This window comes from Rhodococcus sp. MEB032, from assembly GCF_030208925.1.
GTDB classification, from domain to species: Bacteria; Actinomycetota; Actinomycetes; order Mycobacteriales; family Mycobacteriaceae; genus Rhodococcus_F; species Rhodococcus_F qingshengii.
On sequence record NZ_JARVSY010000056.1, the window covers coordinates 1 to 19,327 of the forward strand.

17 protein-coding genes are annotated in these 19,327 nt (G+C 59.7%); 11 read left to right on the top strand and 6 right to left on the bottom strand.

Annotated elements, in window-relative coordinates; translation table 11 throughout:
* Nucleotides 1-292 precede the first annotated feature (292 nt).
* The 3 genes from QRN54_RS32910 to QRN54_RS32920 all read right to left on the bottom strand — a co-directional run bounded on the left by QRN54_RS32910 (nt 293) and on the right by QRN54_RS32920 (nt 2,368).
* Nucleotides 293-625 carry a cupin domain-containing protein gene (locus QRN54_RS32910; protein WP_007732991.1) on the bottom strand — a complete coding sequence of 111 codons (333 nt, stop codon included), beginning with the start codon at nt 623-625 and terminating at the stop codon, nt 293-295.
* A gap of 190 nt (nt 626-815) precedes the next feature.
* Nucleotides 816-1,505 (bottom strand): hypothetical protein, encoded by a 690-nt coding sequence (locus QRN54_RS32915; RefSeq protein ID WP_024488068.1) that lies wholly within the window; start codon nt 1,503-1,505, stop codon nt 816-818.
* A 167-nt stretch (nt 1,506-1,672) separates the two neighbouring features.
* Entirely contained in the window at nt 1,673-2,368 is a 696-nt protein-coding gene (locus tag QRN54_RS32920) for a helix-turn-helix transcriptional regulator (protein WP_024488067.1), read from the bottom strand.
* Between the two features lie 59 nt (nt 2,369-2,427).
* On the opposite strand from QRN54_RS32920, the gene fdxA reads away from it, so the two are divergent.
* The 8 genes from fdxA (at nt 2,428) to QRN54_RS32960 (ending at nt 8,835) form a co-directional block, all read left to right on the top strand.
* Nucleotides 2,428-2,814: a ferredoxin gene (fdxA, locus tag QRN54_RS32925; RefSeq protein ID WP_030537914.1), complete on the top strand. Its 387-nt coding sequence runs from the start codon at nt 2,428-2,430 to the stop codon at nt 2,812-2,814.
* Nucleotides 2,811-4,556, top strand: coding sequence for an aa3-type cytochrome oxidase subunit I (gene ctaD, locus QRN54_RS32930; RefSeq protein ID WP_193595844.1), 1,746 nt, complete (start codon nt 2,811-2,813; stop codon nt 4,554-4,556). The genes fdxA and ctaD overlap by 4 nt, the downstream gene beginning before the upstream one ends.
* Complete coding sequence (locus QRN54_RS32935) at nt 4,553-4,999, top strand: hypothetical protein (protein WP_024488065.1); 447 nt, start codon at nt 4,553-4,555, stop codon at nt 4,997-4,999. Before ctaD ends, QRN54_RS32935 begins: the two co-directional genes overlap by 4 nt.
* 30 nt (nt 5,000-5,029) lie before the next feature.
* Nucleotides 5,030-5,440 (top strand): DUF952 domain-containing protein, encoded by a 411-nt coding sequence (locus QRN54_RS32940; RefSeq protein ID WP_024488064.1) that lies wholly within the window; start codon nt 5,030-5,032, stop codon nt 5,438-5,440.
* Between the two features lie 1,099 nt (nt 5,441-6,539).
* On the top strand, nt 6,540-6,776 hold the full coding sequence (locus QRN54_RS32945; RefSeq protein ID WP_024488063.1) for a hypothetical protein: 237 nt from the start codon (nt 6,540-6,542) through the stop codon (nt 6,774-6,776).
* 174 nt (nt 6,777-6,950) lie between these two features.
* Entirely contained in the window at nt 6,951-7,400 is a 450-nt protein-coding gene (locus QRN54_RS32950) for an RrF2 family transcriptional regulator (protein WP_060939846.1), read from the top strand.
* Nucleotides 7,401-7,432: 32 nt separating this feature from the next.
* A complete protein-coding gene (locus tag QRN54_RS32955) occupies nt 7,433-8,626 on the top strand; it encodes a globin domain-containing protein (protein WP_024488093.1) in 1,194 nt (397 codons plus the stop codon).
* Between the two features lie 11 nt (nt 8,627-8,637).
* Nucleotides 8,638-8,835 carry a hypothetical protein gene (locus tag QRN54_RS32960; protein ID WP_024488094.1) on the top strand — a complete coding sequence of 66 codons (198 nt, stop codon included), beginning with the start codon at nt 8,638-8,640 and terminating at the stop codon, nt 8,833-8,835.
* Between the two features lie 39 nt (nt 8,836-8,874).
* Here the strand turns inward: QRN54_RS32960 and QRN54_RS32965 are convergent, their stop codons facing one another.
* Entirely contained in the window at nt 8,875-9,288 is a 414-nt protein-coding gene (locus QRN54_RS32965; RefSeq protein ID WP_024488095.1) for a VOC family protein, read from the bottom strand.
* Between the two features lie 430 nt (nt 9,289-9,718).
* On the opposite strand from QRN54_RS32965, the gene QRN54_RS32970 reads away from it, so the two are divergent.
* The 3 genes from QRN54_RS32970 to QRN54_RS32980 all read left to right on the top strand — a co-directional run bounded on the left by QRN54_RS32970 (nt 9,719) and on the right by QRN54_RS32980 (nt 13,848).
* Nucleotides 9,719-10,357: a hypothetical protein gene (locus tag QRN54_RS32970; protein ID WP_099698994.1), complete on the top strand. Its 639-nt coding sequence runs from the start codon at nt 9,719-9,721 to the stop codon at nt 10,355-10,357.
* 424 nt (nt 10,358-10,781) lie between these two features.
* Nucleotides 10,782-11,003: a hypothetical protein gene (locus QRN54_RS32975; RefSeq protein ID WP_024488097.1), complete on the top strand. Its 222-nt coding sequence runs from the start codon at nt 10,782-10,784 to the stop codon at nt 11,001-11,003.
* 364 nt (nt 11,004-11,367) lie between these two features.
* Nucleotides 11,368-13,848: a DUF262 domain-containing protein gene (locus QRN54_RS32980; RefSeq protein ID WP_257207366.1), complete on the top strand. Its 2,481-nt coding sequence runs from the start codon at nt 11,368-11,370 to the stop codon at nt 13,846-13,848.
* A gap of 257 nt (nt 13,849-14,105) precedes the next feature.
* Here the strand turns inward: QRN54_RS32980 and QRN54_RS32985 are convergent, their stop codons facing one another.
* On the bottom strand, nt 14,106-16,664 hold the full coding sequence (locus QRN54_RS32985) for a DEAD/DEAH box helicase family protein (protein WP_193595843.1): 2,559 nt from the start codon (nt 16,662-16,664) through the stop codon (nt 14,106-14,108).
* Between the two features lie 6 nt (nt 16,665-16,670).
* Nucleotides 16,671-18,806, bottom strand: a complete 2,136-nt coding sequence (locus QRN54_RS32990; protein ID WP_193595842.1) for a site-specific DNA-methyltransferase — start codon at nt 18,804-18,806, stop codon at nt 16,671-16,673.
* Nucleotides 18,807-19,327: the final 521 nt, after the last annotated feature.

The following is a 19,327-nucleotide window of genomic DNA, read 5'->3' on the forward strand; positions in this document are numbered from 1 at the left end:
TCGCTCCGTCGCCGATGACAACGCGCTGTTTCAGCGCATCAAGCAGGGCAGAGTTCAACGGGCCGGACATGCCGCCGGCCATGGACTCCGAGGACACAGGGGCGATCGACTCGTTGGACTCGAATCGGTTCAATGCACTTACCTCACAGGTCGGTTGTCATCGACACGAGACAGCGCCGCAGACCAGCACCCAGAGAAAGAGCAGGGCACAGTTCGGCAACTCGATCGTGATCGACAACGAAACAGAAGGAATAACGGTCGAATCAATGGCCGCAGAAGGCCGTCGATACTGTCAGATTGTTTTGGCGACGGTCAGCAGTACGCTCGAGGACTCCAACGCTTCGAGAGAATGCCGAGCATTCGGGACGATCAACAGATCGCCGGACGATCCCTCCCACGCGTTTTCGGCTGCACACAGGCGTACCCGACCGGTGAGCACGTAGACGGTCGCTTCCCCGGGGTTCTCGTGCTCGTCGAGCCTTTGTCCCGCAGCCAGCGCGATGACGGTTTGACGCAGGACGTGCTCATGGCCGCCGTACACGGTACGAGCGCTCCGGCCGCTCTTCGAGTTTTCCGCCTTGTCGGCGAGTTGGCGCGCTAGCGCTGTCAAAGACATCTTTTCCACGATGTTCGCTTTCTGTGCATTTGTCCGGTGCCTGCGAGGGGGTTCACGTCGTTCTCGACTCGGCGGCTACGAGGTTCCGGAGTGGGTTTCTACTGTGGGTCCATATATGTGTTTGTGCGGCACTGATTCAGCCGTGATCGATGTCCGCGCGGGATCAGTTGGCGGTTTCGGTATCGTGCAGGGCTTTCCATCAGGGTTGCGGTGTCGGGGGCTGGGGATGATCTCGTGTGGTGAGGAACTTCGCGGGGTCACTACCGGCACGAGCACCGCTGCTGAGCCATCGGGCGAATCCTCGAGGATCGCGACGTTCGATTTCGTCGAGGTAACGCTCGCGGGTACGCGCGAGGTGCAGCGCGTCCGTCGTCGACGGCGATGGCGAGGGGCCGTTCTGCAGAGCGGGCCAGCTCATGCGCCAACATCGGCACAGGGCTTCGTCCGAGAGTTGGCTGCAGTCCGGCAGCGGAAGAAGCGGCACATCGACGGTGCTGGTGCGTATCAGGGGACTTTTCGGCGAGCATGGTAGTGCCTGTGTGAACTCGACTCTGCCGCCGATGTAGCGACACATCGGAGCCGAGGTGAGGGTCATCAGCAGTATCAACGGTAAGGCAGCAGCGCCGGAGAGCGCGATCAATCCGATGACAGTGATCACGACTGCCGCCCACGTAGCGCCGTCTCGTAGCGCAATCGTCAGGAGAGTTCGGGGCGGTGGAGTAGTGCGAAGCGTGATCGGTCGCAACCAGGGTGAACCCCCTCCGATCAATACTGCGGCAATCACCGCCGATACCAGAATGTCGGTAGGGACGGTGGCGGCTGCGACGATCCCTCCTGAAGCGGTAAGGATCGCTGCGGCGACCCACCAGATGATGCGATAGATGCTCATGGGATGTAATCCCTTGCCGTGAGGAAGTTTCCAGCTGTTCATGTCTCGGTGCGGTCCGCCGAAACGGCGAATACGTTCGATCGTGCGTGCACATCAGCGGTCCCACAACGGGCGGGGAAGGGAATGCGACTGCGCGACAGCAACGTCGATATACACGGTCCTGTGTGTCATTGCCGCTCCAGTTGCGCGAGGCACGTACGCGGGGTATCCCAGGGGGTGAGCGAGCTCTCGATCTGACGTGCGCCGAGTCGCGTCAGGACCCCGCGTATCAAGCCCAGGTGCAAGGAGCAGACAACGCCGGGACTTTGTCGGGCGACGCTCTCGAACGGACAGGCGTGCAATCGGATACGGGTTTCGGTATTCGAGGTTTCGAGTTCCGGATCGAACCCCATCTCCGCGAACAAGGTGGTGACGACGAGCGCCGCTTCTTCTGTCGGCCGGTCGGCTCCGGAGGTTGCGCCGAGTTCATCGAGTGCCCACTGTCTGCCCGCAGCCTCGGCGAGGTTCTCCGGGGTGCCGTCGCTCTGGCGTGCGAAGTGGGCCGCCAGAACGTGAGCCAACTTTTCGTATCCGGAGGTAGCACCGACTCCCGAGCCGAGTGCATTCTGTGCCCGGTAGAGCTGACGTGGACGCCCACGGGTGACGTTGTGTTCGGTCTCCTTCGCGATCAGACCGACCTCGATCAACGCGTTCAGGTGGAACCGAACCGTGGTCACATGCAGATCGCACAAATCCGCCAGTTCGGCGGCGGTCATCGATTCCGCGCCGGCCCGCAGGGCGTCCAGCAGTTGGACACGCCGCCGTGACGCCAGTACCGCATGAGTACCGGCGCGTGCCGACCCTGTTCCCTTTCGTATCGCCATACTGTAAGACTTTAGAGGAAAGATGTCCTCGAAAATAGGCAGTGTCCTGGAGGCCACTCATGACGTACGTGATCGCTGCACCATGTATCGACGTGATGGACCGAGGATGCGTCGAGGAATGTCCGGTCGACTGCATCTACGAAGGGGCACGGTCGCTCTACATCCACCCCGACGAATGCATCGACTGCGGTGCGTGCGAACCGGTCTGCCCGGTCGAGGCCATCTCGTACGAATCCGACGTCCCCGCCCGCTGGGAAGAGTTCATCGACGACAACGCCCACTTCTTCCATCGACTGCTACCCGGAGCGGCCGAGATAGTGGGATCACCGGGGGGATCCATGAATCTCGGTCGCGTAGGCGTCGATACGGAGCTGGTAGGCGGTTATCCGCACTCGAATCATCCGAATATCGGACCGCCATCCCCCGCGCGGGAAGAACGGCAATGACTCCCGTTGTGACAGAACTCCTGCCTTCGCGGCCCTACCCGAAACGCCGGGGGTTTAAGGGATCGTTCTTCTATTCCGCTGCCACCACGACCGATCCCAAAAAGCTGGGCGTGATGTATCTGGTCACCTCGTTCGCCTTCTTCATGTTGGGCGGATTGATGGCCTTGTTGATCCGGACCGAACTCGCCGTGCCCGGTCTTCAGTTCCTCTCGAACGAGCAGTACAACCAGCTCTTCACCATGCATGGCACGATCATGTTGCTGCTGTATGCGACTCCGATCGTGTTCGGTTTCGCGAACTACATACTTCCCCTGCAGATCGGTGCACCGGATGTCGCGTTCCCGCGACTGAACGCGCTCAGCTACTGGCTGTACCTGTTCGGTGCGCTCATCACCGTATCCGGATTCCTCACCCCGGGCGGGGCCGCGGACTTCGGGTGGACGGGATATACCCCGCTGACCAGTGCACTGCATTCACCGGGTGTCGGCGGAGATCTGTGGATCATGGGACTCGCACTGGCCGGCGTCGGGACCATCTTGGGCGGGGTCAACATGATCACCACCGTGATCTGTCTGCGTGCGCCCGGGATGACGATGTTTCGGATGCCCATCTTCACGTGGAATGTCTTCATCACCATGATCCTGGTGTTGTTGGCTTTTCCCATACTCACCGCAGCGCTGATGGGACTGCTCGTGGACCGACACCTCGGTGGACACCTCTTCGATCCCGCCACAGGTGGTGCGATCCTGTGGCAACATCTGTTCTGGTTCTTCGGACATCCCGAGGTGTACATCGTGGCCATACCGTTCTTCGGTATCGTCTCGGAGATATTTCCCGTCTTCTCCCGCAAGCCGATCTTCGGCTACGCCGGACTCGTCTACGCGACGATCGCCATCTCTGCGCTGTCGGCGGCAGTGTGGGCACATCACATGTTTGCCACGGGAGCCGTTCTGCTGCCGTTCTTTTCGATGATGAGTTTTCTCATTGCCATACCCACCGGGGTCAAATTCTTCAACTGGATCGGAACGATGTGGAAAGGACAACTGACCTTCGAGTCGCCGATGCTGTTCTCGATCGGCTTTCTGATCACTTTCCTCTTCGGCGGTCTGTCGGGGGTGATACTGGCGAGCCCGCCCCTCGACTTCCACGTCACCGATTCGTATTTCCTCGTCGCGCACTTCCACTACGTTCTCTTCGGGACCATCGTCTTCGCCACATACGCCGGGATCTATTTCTGGTTCCCGAAGATCACCGGACGATTCATGAACGAACGACTCGGTAGGTGGCATTTCTGGACGACTTTCGTCGGTTTCCATACGACCTTTCTGGTTCAACATTGGCTCGGCGCCGAAGGCATGCCGCGGCGATATGCCGACTACTTACCCTCGGACGGATTCACCACGCTTAACTCGATCTCGACGATCGGTTCGTTTGTTCTCGGAGCGTCACTGCTGCCGTTCGTGTGGAACGTGTTCACCTCGTACCGCTACGGAGAGGTCGTGACGGTCGACGATCCGTGGGGCTACGGAAATTCGCTCGAATGGGCAACGAGCTGTCCGCCGCCGCGGCACAACTTCACCGAACTGCCTCGGATCCGCTCCGAGCGTCCCGCGTTCGAACTGCATTACCCGCACATGGTCGAACGGATGAGGACCGAAGAACATGCAGCTAGAAGGAAGATTTCCACAGCCGCAGTGGAAGGACCGAACTCGATCCCGTCCAGTGAGGCCGATGACCTATGACCGAAGCGGCACGCTACGCGCAATTAATCTTGCCGGTCTTTTGGCTCGGGATGGTCGCTGCGATTTCCTTCCTGGAAGCACCGATCAAGTTTCGCGCTCCAGGAGTGAGCCTGGCCATCGGGCTCGGGATCGGCCGAAAGGTCTTCACCGCACTGAACGCCGTGGAGTTGGTTCTGACACTGGTACTGGCGGCATCCTGCATCGTCGCGAAACCTGACACACCCGCGTTGACGTTCTTCGTGCTGGCCGCGATGGTGCTCATTGTTCAGGTTGCGGCGATCCGGCCACTCCTGGGTAAACGCTCCGACCGAATCCTCGCCGGAGAAGACCTACCGCGTTCGAAGATACATCTGGTGTACATCGCTTTCGAGTTGGTGAAGGTTGTGTTGTTGATCAGCGTGATCATTTCCCTGTTCGCGTTGTTGTCCGCATGTCTTCACTGATACCCGGACCATTTCGATGAAAGGTTTCCGATGAACGAATGCATTTTTCACGTAGCCCTTGCTGATGACTGGGAGGGCGCTCAACGATTCGGAGAATATGAAGGATCAACCCGCGCAAAGACTCTCGATCAGGTTGGCTTCGTCCACGCTGCCACTGCAGGGGATCTCGAGCATGTTCTCGCGACAGTGTACGGGGACCTTCGACTTCCACTGGTAGTGGTGGTTGTCGATCAGGATGCTCTCCTTGCAGCGGGGGTCTCGATCAGGTGGGACGAGCGCAACCCATCACCTCCTGGTGCAGACACGCGGGTTCACCGGATCTTGGGAGCAATACCGTTGGATCCGGACATCGTCCTCGATGTTCTCCCGATCGAGGAAGTCGGCGGGGAATGGCTTGTTCCCGACGTGTCCGCATATACGCTCCGAGATACGTCCCGGTAGTCAAAAAATCATGTAAGCGGACTTTGCGGCTAATAGTGGTGAGCAGGGTCAGGTCATCGAACATTTTTTGCGCACCGACCTCTCGCCGGTGTCGCTTACAGCGTTTGGATGTGACCGATGGTCGACTCCACCGATCCGCCTGCACTACCGAGAGCGGACCCATGGCACGCGGAAACTACTGTGGCATAAAGATTCCGCACACAATTGTGCCCCGGTCGCAGACGTCGTCAACCCTGTCACGTGGGCAGGTTCGGTGCCGTATGCCGCCGGCATCGCACCTCGTATGCGCATCGGCCACAGCAAAGTGGTTCAACCTGCCCTGGCTGCTCCTGATCGGATTCGCCGTCCTGATCGCGGCGGTGGCTGCGGCACAGCACTTACGTGGGTTGTCGTCGGTGCAGGTGTTCGTCGAACAGCACCGCGGAGTCGCGAGGTCAGCCCAGGGGAAACGTCTGCCCTTCCCACATGGTTGGGTGCGCAGCAATTTCTTAATCTGTTTCTGATGGTCTTCATCATCCGGTCGGGCATACAGATTCTCACCGACCACCCTCGGCTGTACTGGACCCGGCACAGCGCTCCTGGTCGGGAGTGGTTTCATATCTAAAAGCCTGTGCCTGCCGATCCCTTGTGGACAGCGCGCGACGGACCGAACCGTGCAACATGGGGCCGATGCCTACACGTGCGATCTCGAGCTCGACTGTGGATAAGTCGCTCGACGCAAAAGTGTACGACGGTCTTCGGCGGCAGACCGATTCCAGATCGAGTCCCCCATACCCGTTACACCGTCGACAGTTGCCGTTTGGGTGCGATGTACGGTGAGCGAACCGTCGATAGCTTGAGGTTAGCGAAAATCCGGATTGTACTGTTACGGTAAGTTACTTGAAAGTTGTTCGTTCTTCATGAGGTCGGGGCCGAATGGAGCTCCACCTGCAATGAAACTATGTAGCACAGCGCTTTTCCGGAACGAAAGTCCCTGTACATTATTTGTTCGTCGTTGCGTTCGACGCATCGAGCTGTCTCACGGAGATCCGATCGATGCTTGCGGGATCATTGCAGCACCGTTCCGTACGGCCGCAATCAGCGTTAAGACGGTGGCGCCATGACGAGCAGATGTCGGCGCGAAGCCGCATTGCTCGCCGTGTTTCTAGCACAATTCGAACCCGTAGCCGGGGGACAGAAACCGACCGTCACTCGCCTCACCGCCCGTGAGATCGACCAGTGGCGAGAGGACTACGAGCAAGCGGTGCAATGGTCAACTGCAACGAGTTTCAGCACAAACGACGTCGCCAACCTCAAGGAAATGCGTCGACGGTACGGTTTTACCTCCGCCCTCTGAGAGTGCACTACGGGACGATGTGCTCGACTCGACCTTTCGGCAACGAACCAATTATGCACGGTCGGTGCCGCTTCACAGCGTTCTCGACCATGTCGACGTGGTGCGTTGGGCCTTCGTTTGAGATCCCCCTCACATAAATAGTCATCTCAGATGCGAATTATGTAGGTTCGGGTCATGCAGCTGACGCAGTTCACCGATCTGGGATTGCGCGTCGTCATGCGGTTGGCCGTACTCGACGCCGATGCCTCCCCCAGTACCCGGGTAATTGCGCAGCAGCTCAACGTGTCGTACTCCCATGCCACCAAGGTGGTTACGCGGCTCGGCGAGTTGGGCATCGTCACAACCAGGCGTGGTCGCGGCGGTGGGCTTTCCATCACCGAACTCGGCCGCACCGCCACCATCGGCTGGCTGGCCAGACGCCTCGAAGGGTCGGGTGAAGTCGTCGACTGCGAAGGCGACAAACCGTGCCCACTGCGCGGCGGCTGCCTCCTTCGGAGCGCTTTGCGAGAAGCGCAGGAAGCGTTTTTCGTCTCGCTCGACGCGGTCACGATCGAAGACGTCATCCGGCAGCCGTCCAAAACTGTTCTGCTTCGCCTCACCACTCGGAGCGACGAAGCAAGCTGATCAACGTCAATTTCGACCGAACGGAGCAGCTCATGCTTTCCCCACAGTCAACCGAGGTCATTCGCGCCACCCTTCCCGTGGTCGGCGCCGCCATCGGCGATATCACAACCCTGTTCTACCGCACGATGTTCGACGCACACCCCGAACTCGAACGTGATCTGTTCAATCGCGGCAACCAGAAACAGGGTGAACAGCAGAAGGCACTCGCGGGCGCTATCGCGGCATTCGCAACGCTTCAGCTCGAACCCGACAGCGCCAAGGTTGATCTCATCCTTTCTCGTATCGCTCACAAGCACGCGTCGTTGGGCATCACCCCTGACCAGTACGCAATCGTGCACGAACACCTCTTCGCCGCAATCGTCGAAATACTCGGCGATGCAGTCACTCCCGACGTCGCGGCAGCATGGGACGAGGTCTACTGGCTGATGGCCGAAACCCTCATCACGATGGAGCGAGGCCTCTACCAGCTCGCCGGCGTCGATACCGGTGACGTCTGGCGGACGGTTCGAATCACCGAACGGGTATTGCAGTCCGCCGATACCGTGTCACTGACACTCGCCTCACTCGACGGCAGCGTTCTCCCCACCTTCGCTCCCGGACAGTACCTTTCGGTCGGCGTGGTGCTTCCAGACGGCGCTCGCCAGATACGTCAATACAGCCTCTGTTCCGTGCCGAGCAGCGCGGGCTGGCGGATCAGTGTGAAGCGAATCTCGGGAACTCCCGACGGCGAGGTGTCGAACTTCCTCTACAACAACGCGTTCGAAGGTTCCGAGCTGTCGGTCACCACACCGTTCGGCGATCTGATGATGCCTGACGACGACTCACCATTGCTCCTCGCGTCGGCCGGAATCGGTTGCACACCGATGATCGGCATGCTCAATCATCTCGTGGACACCGGCGCCGAGCGTTCGGTCTCAGTCATTCATGCTGACCGATCGATTGCGGATCATGCGCACCGCGCAGAACTCAGCACACTCGTCGAGAAGATTCCCGCCGCAACCCTGCACCGTTGGTACGAGGATCTCGGCACGCACGTGGCGTTCGGATCTGTTCACGAAGGACGGGCGGATTTGCAAGACATTGCAGTGGAGCCCGATACCCAAGCCTTCCTCTGCGGGCCGATGCCGTTCATGTTGGCGATGCGCGCATCGTTGCTCGAACGGGACGTCCCGCCGCAGAATATCCACTACGAGGTCTTCGGACCGGACAGCTGGGCCAATACCTGAGCGGAGCCGACATGACGGAAGACCCACCGGTGGAAACTCTTTCGCGGTGGTCGGATTCGGGAGCGACGTGGCGTGTTCTACGGCGCACCTCCACATCGATCACGGTCTCACTACGGCGCTGCGACGGGGGCGAGGAAGTTGAGCGTCTGACCTCATCCGATCCCGACCTCCTGGAGTGGATCGGTGACCGTGTGAGCAGCGAGGACTGACGTGTCCAACGCACCGCTACCTGCGGTGCGTTGAGCACGTCATCCGTGGAATCGTTGTGCGATCAGCTCTCGGGGTAGTTTCTCTGGGCCCGGGTAGGCGACGATGACACGTATACCGTCAGGGTCGCAGCCATCGACGAAAGTCACTCCACCGACTACCTGGGTGAAGGTAGAGGCATCGTATGCGCGTAGTCGTTCACTGATCCGCGCCAATTCTTCTTCGGTATCAGCGGACCACATGACGTAGTGGACGCCGATGTTGCTCATGTTGCGCCGCGATGCGCCCTGTTGGACATACATGTAGATCTGGAAATCATCCGGCGTCAGAAGGAGCGCCGCCTCGCGTTCACGCAAGGCGACACGGCAGGAAAATACGTCGCAGTAGTAGCTCACCGACCGATCCAGGTTGGCTACTTGCATCACCGACGAGGCAACTTTGGCGGCAGCACACATTTTTCTCTCCTACTCCCGAACAAGCCAGAGGCCTTCACAGTACCGTCGCACTCGGTGTATTGGCTTTCTCTGTGGCGCGAAGTCCGCATGCACCAGAATTCGCCGCTGACGTCGATGACCGTTCGCCAACTCCCGCTCCGTGGTGACCCGCCCGGACGGTCGTCAGTACCAGCCAGGCGGGCCGAGTACACCCGACCTGGGAGAGTCGGGCGCACGATCAGGGATCGGCCCACCGGACGTGTGTGACGACCTCCCGGAGAACCCCATCCGTCACCGTCTCGGAACTAGAGACGACGCGGAAAACGAATGTAGCGCACACAGTTCCACTGATCTACCACTGCCTGCGACTTACCACGGTCACGTCCCTCCCACAGCTCGGCCGATCTAAACTCACCAGAACAATTAAAGCCACACCCTCACAGGAGCAGCGATGAGTCCCCGGCCCACCTGGCTCCACACCCGATCCACCGAACTTCGGGCCGCACTCCTCGATCTCGGGCTCACGATCACCGACACCGAAGCCCGGAAAATCCTCGACGACAAACTCACCGAATACGCGACCCTGATGAGAGTCACCCGCCAGACCGCACAGCGTGACTTCACCGACGAACGCCTCCTCGCGTTCGCACAGTCCCTCGCGGTGTCACTCTACGACGAAGCCCCCGGCGCCGACCTGATCGAATTCGAACGCAGCATCTCCATGCCCGTCGCTGCCGTCGGTCTGACCACCGCGGCGCTGGCCGAAGCCTTGAAAGTCGCGCACGTCAACCTCGACGACAAAGAAGCCCTCGCAGGCCTGTCGCTACTGTCGACTCTCGGTATGATCACCGCCGACGCCAATGCTTTCTTCGTCCCGACCCCGCGTCCTCTGCTCTTGCGCATCGCGCGCTATCTCGACGGCGCCGCGACATCCGTCACCGACGGTGCGAACCTGCCCGACGGCCTCGACGACACCCACAGACAGCACTTCGCGGACATCCTCGCCCAGGACGCCGACGGAATCCGGGCCCTCGCCAACACCGAAGACGGCGACACCCCGCGACTGTGGCGCACCCCCAACCCGCGCTGACCGCCGGTGCAGCGAAACATAGTCGATGCGCTGAAACCTGCGGGACTGCTCGCCCGCCGATAGACCAGGGGTGGCTACCGGCGGAGCGTTCGCCATGCCCGTTGGGGACCGGGTGATGCCGCCCCCGAAAATTTACGTGCCACCCACCTCGGTTACCAGTCTTCGCACAGTTACAGCTACTTGAGCATTGAACTATCGAGGGGAGTGCCTCGCCGCCTGCAGGTGAACCGGTACCGAGTTAGTTCATCGCACCCATGAGTCGCCTTCACTTATCTCCCGCGTACCGACCGGTCAGCAATGACGCAGTAACATCACCATTTGGTGCGCTGCTTTCCGCCTCGGTTCCAGCGCACCACCCGATACCACCGCACAGGCAGTCACCCCTTCGGACTGCCTGCATGAGCCACACGTGCAGGAGCGACGCATGACCTCCCCTGACGAGCGTCTGACCGCCAAACTCGAACAACTCCCCATCAGCGACGACGCCCCCATGTGCTCACTCCTGCGCACCACCCTGCTCAAACACGCTCAACACGGCAGCGACATCACCGAGCCCACCCTGCTCGGGCTGCTCGCCATCACCGGCGCCCTCGAAGAACGCCTCACCCGACTCGAAGCCACGATTCAGCCCTCCCCCACACCATGACGGCACCACCGCCTCGCATCGACCGACGAAAGCGCGTCCGAAAATTCCTCGGAGCGAGGTCAGAAATTGCCGTTATCCTCGGCTGCATCCTCTTCGCCCTCGTCATCGTCTGGTGGGCAGCCTGAAAAAAACTTCTCTGTCGAAAAGACAAGGTCTGTGGGTTATTCGACATAGATTGTCGACACCAGTTCTCGACACCGCTCCCTCAGTACGAACTGGGGATATACATGCTTCACAGAAGCGTCGAATACCGATCGATTCTCGACAAATTTTGCGGATTTGCCACCAGAACTGTGAAGCTCCCAAGAGCTCCATCGCAGCCCATCTTTCCGGATGCACCCGCCTCCGGCATTCGACTGGCTGATTGCGTCGGTTACCTCAACGACGTTATAGCCTGCATTCAACCAATGATGACCGAGTCAGTGAATGGAAGTGCTGGACAGTGATCGGCAATATCACCAATATCTACAAGGTTTTCGACGGCAGCAGCAAGCGGCTGGTCATCCCTGTTTACCAGCGCAACTACGACTGGGGCACAAAACATTGCGCCAGGTTGTACGACGATCTCATCGGAATCATCCGCGAAGATCGGCCTACGCACTTCTTCGGTGCCATCGTCGGCAACTCCGAGACTGCCTTCACCTACGTCGTCATCGACGGACAACAGCGTCTGACGACCACCAGCCTCCTCATGCTGGCGCTGGTGCGGTCCTTGGAAAATGGTGTCGTCACGTCCAAAGACGCGCAGCTGGCATCGAAGATCCGAAAGAGCTATCTGGTCCTCAAGGACGAGAATGACGAGATCAAGTTCAAGCTCAAACCGGTCAAGAACGACAACGATGCGTACATTCGGCTGCTGCACGAGGACACACCTATCGAATCCTCGACCATCACGGCCAACTACCGCTATTTTCTCGACCGGATCGCGCGAGACGAGCTGGACGGCGACGAAATCTGGGACGCTATCTGCCGATTACAGGTCATGCTGCTCGATCTGGAACCGCAGGACGATCCGCAACGGATATTCGAAAGCATCAACTCGACGGGGCTCGAGCTCAGCGAAGCCGACAAGATCCGCAATGTCGTCCTCATGGGGCTGAAAAGCCATGTCCAGGAGGATCTGTACGAGAATTACTGGAACCGGATCGAGAAATCCGTCGAATATCGGACAGACTGGTTCATCCGTCTCTATCTCGTCTCCAAAACCGGCAAAACACCACGCATGGACGGGGTCTACGAGGCGTTTCGTGCCTTCCAGAAGACCTCTGCGTTCAATACGCGAGAAATTCTGGCAGAGATGCGCAACTACGCCGAATACGCGAGAAAGCTCAATGGCGCTTCCACCGGCGTCACCGACGCAGATCGTCGCCTTCGCCGCTTCAACATGATCAAGCACGATGTGACGCTTCCTCTGATGATGCCTCTGGTCGGGGAGGTCGAGGCGGAAACCGTGTCGCAAACGGACTTTGCAGCTGTCGTTCAAATTCTCGATTCCTACGTCTTCCGTAGATTCGTGTGCGGCGTTCCGACCAACGCGCTCAACAAGATCTTCGCCACCGCATACACCGAGGTGCGCCGACTACGTAGCGCCCAGGACTCGTTTTCTGACGTACTGACTTACTCACTCAGACGCCGAGCTTCCTCCGGAAGATTTCCCGAGGATCTCGAGTTCGAAGAGTCTTTCGCCACCCGTGACCTGTACAACGTCAAGAGCGAAAATCGGAGTTACCTCTTCGAATGTCTGGAAAACAACTCCTCCAACGACACTCATGACATCGCAGGTGCGCTCGAGAACCAATCCATCAGCATCGAGCACATCATGCCGCGGACCTTGACATCGTCCTGGCGTGAAGATCTCGGCCCGCAGTACGAGGAGATACACACGACCTGGATCAACAGGATCGGCAATCTCACCGTCACCGGCTACAACTCCAGTTATTCGAATTCATCCTTCAAGGACAAGTTGACCCGGACCGACGGGTTCCTCGCCTCTCCCTATCGACTCAACGCCCGAGTCAAGTCTGCACCGATATGGGATGTGCGCCAAATGGAATCTCGCACAAAGGAACTGACCGCTCTCGCGTTGGAGTACTGGCCACTTCCGCAGACAAACTTCACGCCGCAGATCGTGCCGTTGCCCACCGTGCCGATGGGCGATGAGGAGAGCTTCACCAACCAAGTGATCTCGGCGTTCGAATTCCAAGGCACCAAGAAGACGGTCACCAGCTGGAAGGACGCTTTTGTAGAAGTCCTTCGCATCATCGTCGAAGACCACAGGGAAGAGATCTTCGCTTATGCCGACGAGGCAGCCGGTCTCCACACATTTGACGGTTTCCCAGATCAGCTCTCTCGTGATGAGGCGATGGTCGTGCCAGGACTGGCGGTGTGGACTGCCAACTCCACCAGGAGCAAACTGGCGATGCTGCGCAAGCTCTTCGACCATCTGGACATCGAAACCGACGAACTGATGATCACCCTCCGAAACAACGAAATCGACGGCCATATCCCCGCCGACGATAGCCAGAACACATACGCCGAGCTGACCAAGTTCCTGCCCGGACTGCAGGAGCTGGCTGTGGTCTCCGCCACCGAGGAAGAAACCCGCCCGATCAGGGACGAGTTCGCAGATACGTTCACGGAGTCCCGCATTGCCGACCCCCATGCGGCGCTTCCCGGCAAGAGCCTTCTCGACGTGGAATCACCAGAATTCATCGAGACAGCCTCTCCCGAGGAGATCATCACGGCAGTGAGCCTGTTGCTGCAGGTCGAGAGACTCATGCCCGGCCAGTTCCATCGAGTCATCACGACAGGAACCATGACGAGGTGGCTGACAGTTTTGACATAGTGAACGGGCGGCGGTTGGACGAGCCGGCGGTCTCGGCTGCAAGCTCCGATAACCGCCCCCTATGTCAGGCAAACCACTTGATCGATCTGTGTGCGACGCACGCCCACGCAAAGTGGCCGTCACGGTGGTCTCAACTCAAGCTGTCATAAACAGTCTCAGCAGGCGGTGATCAACGCGGTGTTCGATGGGTTCAACCTGCGCGAACACGGCTCGTCGATTCCCGGAAACTCGCGGTACCTCGACCGAACCGAGTCCTCCTATCCGTACTGCCGAGTGATCGCGGGCTTGGCCTTCTCCACCAGTTCCGCCCAGGACTCTGATGAGGCGATGGTCGACTCGTAGCCGATGAGGTAGCCGTAGCGCTTGCCAGCGAACTCTGGGTGGGAGTTCATACGTCGGATGATGCTCTCAGCCGCAGCCTTCTTGGCCTGGACCTCGGCGTCAGACTTGCCCTTCTCGGACTTGCCCTCGATGATCCACAACCTCCCACTAGTGTCGAGCGCCGCGAAGTCAGGAAAGTACCTGTCCGTGATCGTGTAGTAGATGTACGCCTGCTCATGCCGGTAGAGACGCTTCCACCAGATGATGTCCGGAGACTTGTCGAGCAGTTCAGCAAGCATGAACTCGCCGGAATACGAGTCGAACGACTCCGAGCTGAACATGGAGGCGTTCCACTCTCCGTAATGCTGCCGGGCGACGAACTGTACACGAGATTCGACGGTGTTCTGATCTATCACCGTCGAGTCCGGCGGCAGATAATAGCTGTTCTCGATTGGCAACTCGATGGGGTCGAAGTCCACCTGCACGTTGAGCCGGGCGTTGTACTCCTGAGTCTTCTGCCGGACCAGCTCGGTGAGTGACGCGATCGCTGAGGCCATCGATTTCACGGTCCATTCCGTGACAGGCGCAGATGCCATTAGGTGTGGGATGACCCGGCGATTGGCGTCACCGACGTTGGCCTGCGATTGGGTGATGCCGTTCCGGTTGAAAAGTTGGTGGAACAGTTCATTCTTGACCGCGTCGGCGTTCGTGAGCACGGATTCGACCGTGGCCTGGACTCGAGTGCGAGCTAAGATGCGTTGTTCTACGGCATCGGCGACCAGCGCGAACCGTTCCATGCGGTCTGTCTGGCTGGTGATGATCTTCGCCGCGGCTTCGATCTCCTCATCCATGATGTCGACGAGCTCGAAGGGCCGTTCGTCACGCTTCATCGTGGACCGCGGGAACACGAACGTCTGCCCGGCGAACTTCGGCATCACCTGGACCTTCGCTCGAATGACAGGCTCTGCAGGAGGGGCGATGTCGCCAGGATTGTCGTCACCGATCTGCCGTGCCTTGATACCACTGCGGCCTCCGATCGAGATGTCGGTGACCTCTTCTGCGTCATCCCCGTATACGGACGTGGGGCCGGGCTGCGCCGTCGGATCAGTAGAGGTGAATGTTTCGTCGCCGTCTGCCAGATCTGCGCCCGCTCCTTGACTGTATGAGACCACCTGGTCGGCATCGTCTGCAGGGGGAACCGCATCCGCTAGACCGAAAGAACGGAGCACGTTTTCAGCATCCAGCAGCTTGCGGAAAGACTCATGAGCGACGATGTCCAGCTCGTTGATCGCCGGATCATCGACCCACTTACCGAATGGCAGCCGCAGACCGCGGCCCATCGTCTGCTGGGTGAGGACGTCGGATTCCATCGCACGCAGGGAGACCATGACGGCGATGTTCTTGACGTCCCAACCCTCTTTGAGCTTGTTCACGCTCACCACGGCCCGAATGGGCGTGTCGGGATGGTCCAGAGTATCCAGAAAGCGCTCAGTCTGGGAGGACATGTGGTCCGAATCGACTTGGAGCACCGAGGTCGATAAGCCAAAGAACTCCGACGTGCGGAGCTTTTCGGAGACCTCGCTCGCATGGTCGATGTCTGAGCACACGACGAAGAGCAAGGGGCGGACTCTGCGGGCATCGGGGTTGGCGGCGAGATACGCCTCGAATGCCTTTTCTTTGCCTCGCAGTAGGGACACCGCGTCTCGGAGCTGCTGGTGCTCCCCCAGTTCGCCGTACCCGCCCCTGCGGTAGGCGATGACGGGCATCTTGACGTGCTCGTCGCTGATCGCCTGGTACAGCGGGTAGCGGAAGATCACCTCGTCTCGTGCATCGGCTGTGGCGGTCAAGCCGATTGTCGCCGCCGGGTGCAGATCCTTAATGGCCTGGTGGAACGCCTTCGCACTCGGGCCGTACAGGTGATGCTCGTCCGCTATGACGACCAGGTCGTCCATCGCTGCGAGGTCGTCGTAGAGCACACCCACGAACTCGTTGTACTTACGGATTCCGCGACGAGACGCATCCTTACCCTCGGTGGTGGAGCCGTCGAGGGAAGCCGGGGCGATGAGCTGCTGGATGTTGAATACGTAGATGTTCGAGCGAATCTCTCCCCCAAGGTCCTGGTCGTGAATCGACCCCTGGAGCTGCGAGATGTAATTATCCGGAGTGACCACCTTGGCAGGAAGGCCCGCCCCCTCAATGTACTTGGGGTGTCCAGCGGTGAAGTTGCCCAACGTCTTGTGCTGAACAACCAGGCCAGGTGTGACGATGAGGACGTTCGCGTACCCGAGACGACGTAGGCACTCGATGAACGCCGCCATCAAGTACGTCTTCCCCGCCCCGGTCGCCATGTCCATCACCAACGGCACCTGGGGGTCATAGTCCCCGGCTAAACGCTCCACCAGCACAGCGAGCGCACGCTTGTTGGTCTCACGTAGCGCGAACCCGCTGGAGACCTCCTCGATGAGGTCAATATCGGCGTAAAAGTTCGGGATCATCTCGTCTCAGCCCTCGATCTCGTGGACACGGAACAGGTCGTTGGGAATGTGGACCACCCGTGATCCTCGACAGGCCTTGCGTAGTGCTTGTTGGGCGTCGGGATCCACGGACGTAGAGGCCAGGACGAGTTTCTCGTCGTCGTCCAGGTGAGTCACCAGCTCGTTGACGTACTCAGGCGTAGCGGCGGCAGTGGTTACGACTAGCCGTGTTCGTCCCCGTCTTCCGGTGAATGCCCGGTTTTCCGGAGTGAGGTGGAAGTTCAGGTGCGCAGCGACCGCACGAGCGAGGTTGTCCCCCTCGAACGCAGCCTCGGTGAGCGTGACCAGTCCAAGATCTGGGTTGTAGTCGAAGCACGCCGGGGACAGGTGAGCGACCCGGAACCCGCCACCGCCGCGATAATTAACCGCGTCGGGGGACCTCTTCGTCTTGAGCTGGCCACCCACAGACTTCTTGACGTACGGCAGGAAATCGGTCTCGGGAGCCTCGGCCCCGGCGAGCTTGCGCATGAGACGACGCAGCGTCTTGGCCTCATCGTTGTCAAGTGCCGGATCGTCAGTCTTGGAGTCTGCGCGGACAGCGTCACCGACGACCTTAGCGAGGTCAACCGGAGCCGAAACGACCTTGGCGATCTTTCCGAGGGCCTGGGTTAGAGCGAACGCTTCCGGGGCGCTCAAATCGCCAGGAAGTCCGTCTTCTGTCGCATCGACACGCTCGCCCTCGATGGAGGTGATCCCGCCAGGATCCTCGCCGCGGACAACCTTCGTCAGGCGCGGCAGGGTGAACTTCTCGACCGTCTCCGGCAGCAGCTCGGCGGTCACCCAGCGTCGTCTCATCTTGTGCGCGACCGCGGCGGTGGTACCCGAGCCAGCGAACACATCAAGAACGATGTCACCAGGATCAGTGGCAATGTGAATGATCCGCTCCAGAAGCCGCTCAGGCTTAGGCGTGGAGAAGGCATTGATGTCGGGGAAGAGGGCCTTGATCTCGGACTTCGCGGCCCTGTTATGGCCGACCTCTGCGTTGGACCACCACGTACGGGGATTAGTGCCGGTAGCAGGGACGTACGCCTTTCGACCGAGGCCCCCAGTGGATCGGATCAGAATCTCTGGAAGATCTTCCTGCTGCCTTCGTGCATGAACCCGAGCAACAGCCTCCGCAAGTGGGACGTCCAGCACCAAAGCGCAGACATTGTCGCTGGCCTTACTTACCGGGACGCCCTCGTTCTGCGCTCGCCATTCCTTGTCATGGAGGTTCTCGTACCGGTAGGGAACCCACTGGTTGAGCGCCTCGAAAATCCGCGCTTGTGAGTACCTCCAGCTACCACCCTTTGGCGGGCGCATCATCGCTCCGGTAAGTGGATTCTGGATGGCGTAGCACATGCCTCCCGAGCCATCCCCATGGTTCGCAGTCGGATCGCCATCCCACCACGGACCATTCGGATCATTGTCGGGATTCGTGAACCGCGCGTTGTCTGCCGCAGTTCGGAGCATGTGGTTGACGCGGTGATGCGAAGACTTGCGATAGACGAGAATGATGTCGTGGTCGTCTGAAAATCCGTCGCCCCGACGGGGCGAGTCAGCCTTCTGCCACACGACCTCTGCCATGAAATTTCCGGCCCCGAAAACCTCGTCGAGAAGGACACGCATCCGGTGGTTCTCACCGTCATCTAGGTGTACCCAGATTGAACCGTCATTAGTGAGGAGCTTCTTGATGTGTACCAGGCGGTCCCGCATCATCGTCAACCAGACCGAGTGCTCCAGGTTGTCCTCGTAGTCAGCGTGTGTGAACGCCTCGGCGGTGTTGAACGGCGGGTCGATGTAGCAGAGCTTGATCTTGCCCAGGTACTTGTCGGCCAGCTCCGGGACACGGGTCAACGCCTCCAGGACATCGCCGGACTCACCGTGAATGAGCAGGTTATCCGTCGTCGGCTCCAGATCCGCCAGCTCCGAATAAGACAGACCATCTTCCTTCTCGGCCTGGACCCCCTCGATGTATTCGCCCTCGACGAGCGTGTGCGTCTCGCAGTACCGGGGATCTCGAGCATCGACCCATGAGTACCCGTACTTCCCGTGCTCGGTAGGGATGAGCGCCTTGTCTTTGTTGAACCAGGTGAGTTGGAGAAGCTGGTTGGTACGGGGCATGGTGTCGGATTCCTTATCGGCGGGTTAGAGGGCTAGCAGGGCTCCGGCAAAGTCGTGAGCAGAGTGCGCTGACCTTTAGATATCTCGCCCATGGTGGTGGGCGCAGGCAACCAAAGCTGCCTTGCTGATGATGCAAGTCTCTACTCCCACATCATCAGGAACGGACCGTACCCGCAGTCCTATTTTCGCCCACGCGCCCCCGAGTGTCCGACACCGGGATCCTCGGCATGCTCGACCCGGTGCCCGACGCGGGGTGCGGCACCATCTCACGGCGATCCGGTCGATGGCACTGGCCGCGATGTGTGCCGGCGCACGCTCGTACATTGCGATCGCCGAATGGGCCCATGCCGCGCCGGCAACTGCGCTTGAGAAGCTAAGAGTCCTCCGACACATCTCTAGAATCGGAATGAGTGGACCGCCCGTTGCGCCCTACCCCTCCCCGGAATCGTTGACGAGAGGTTATCGGAGCAGCACGACAACCGATCCACGCGCCACAGCGATCCGTCTCGTTTCCTTGGAGT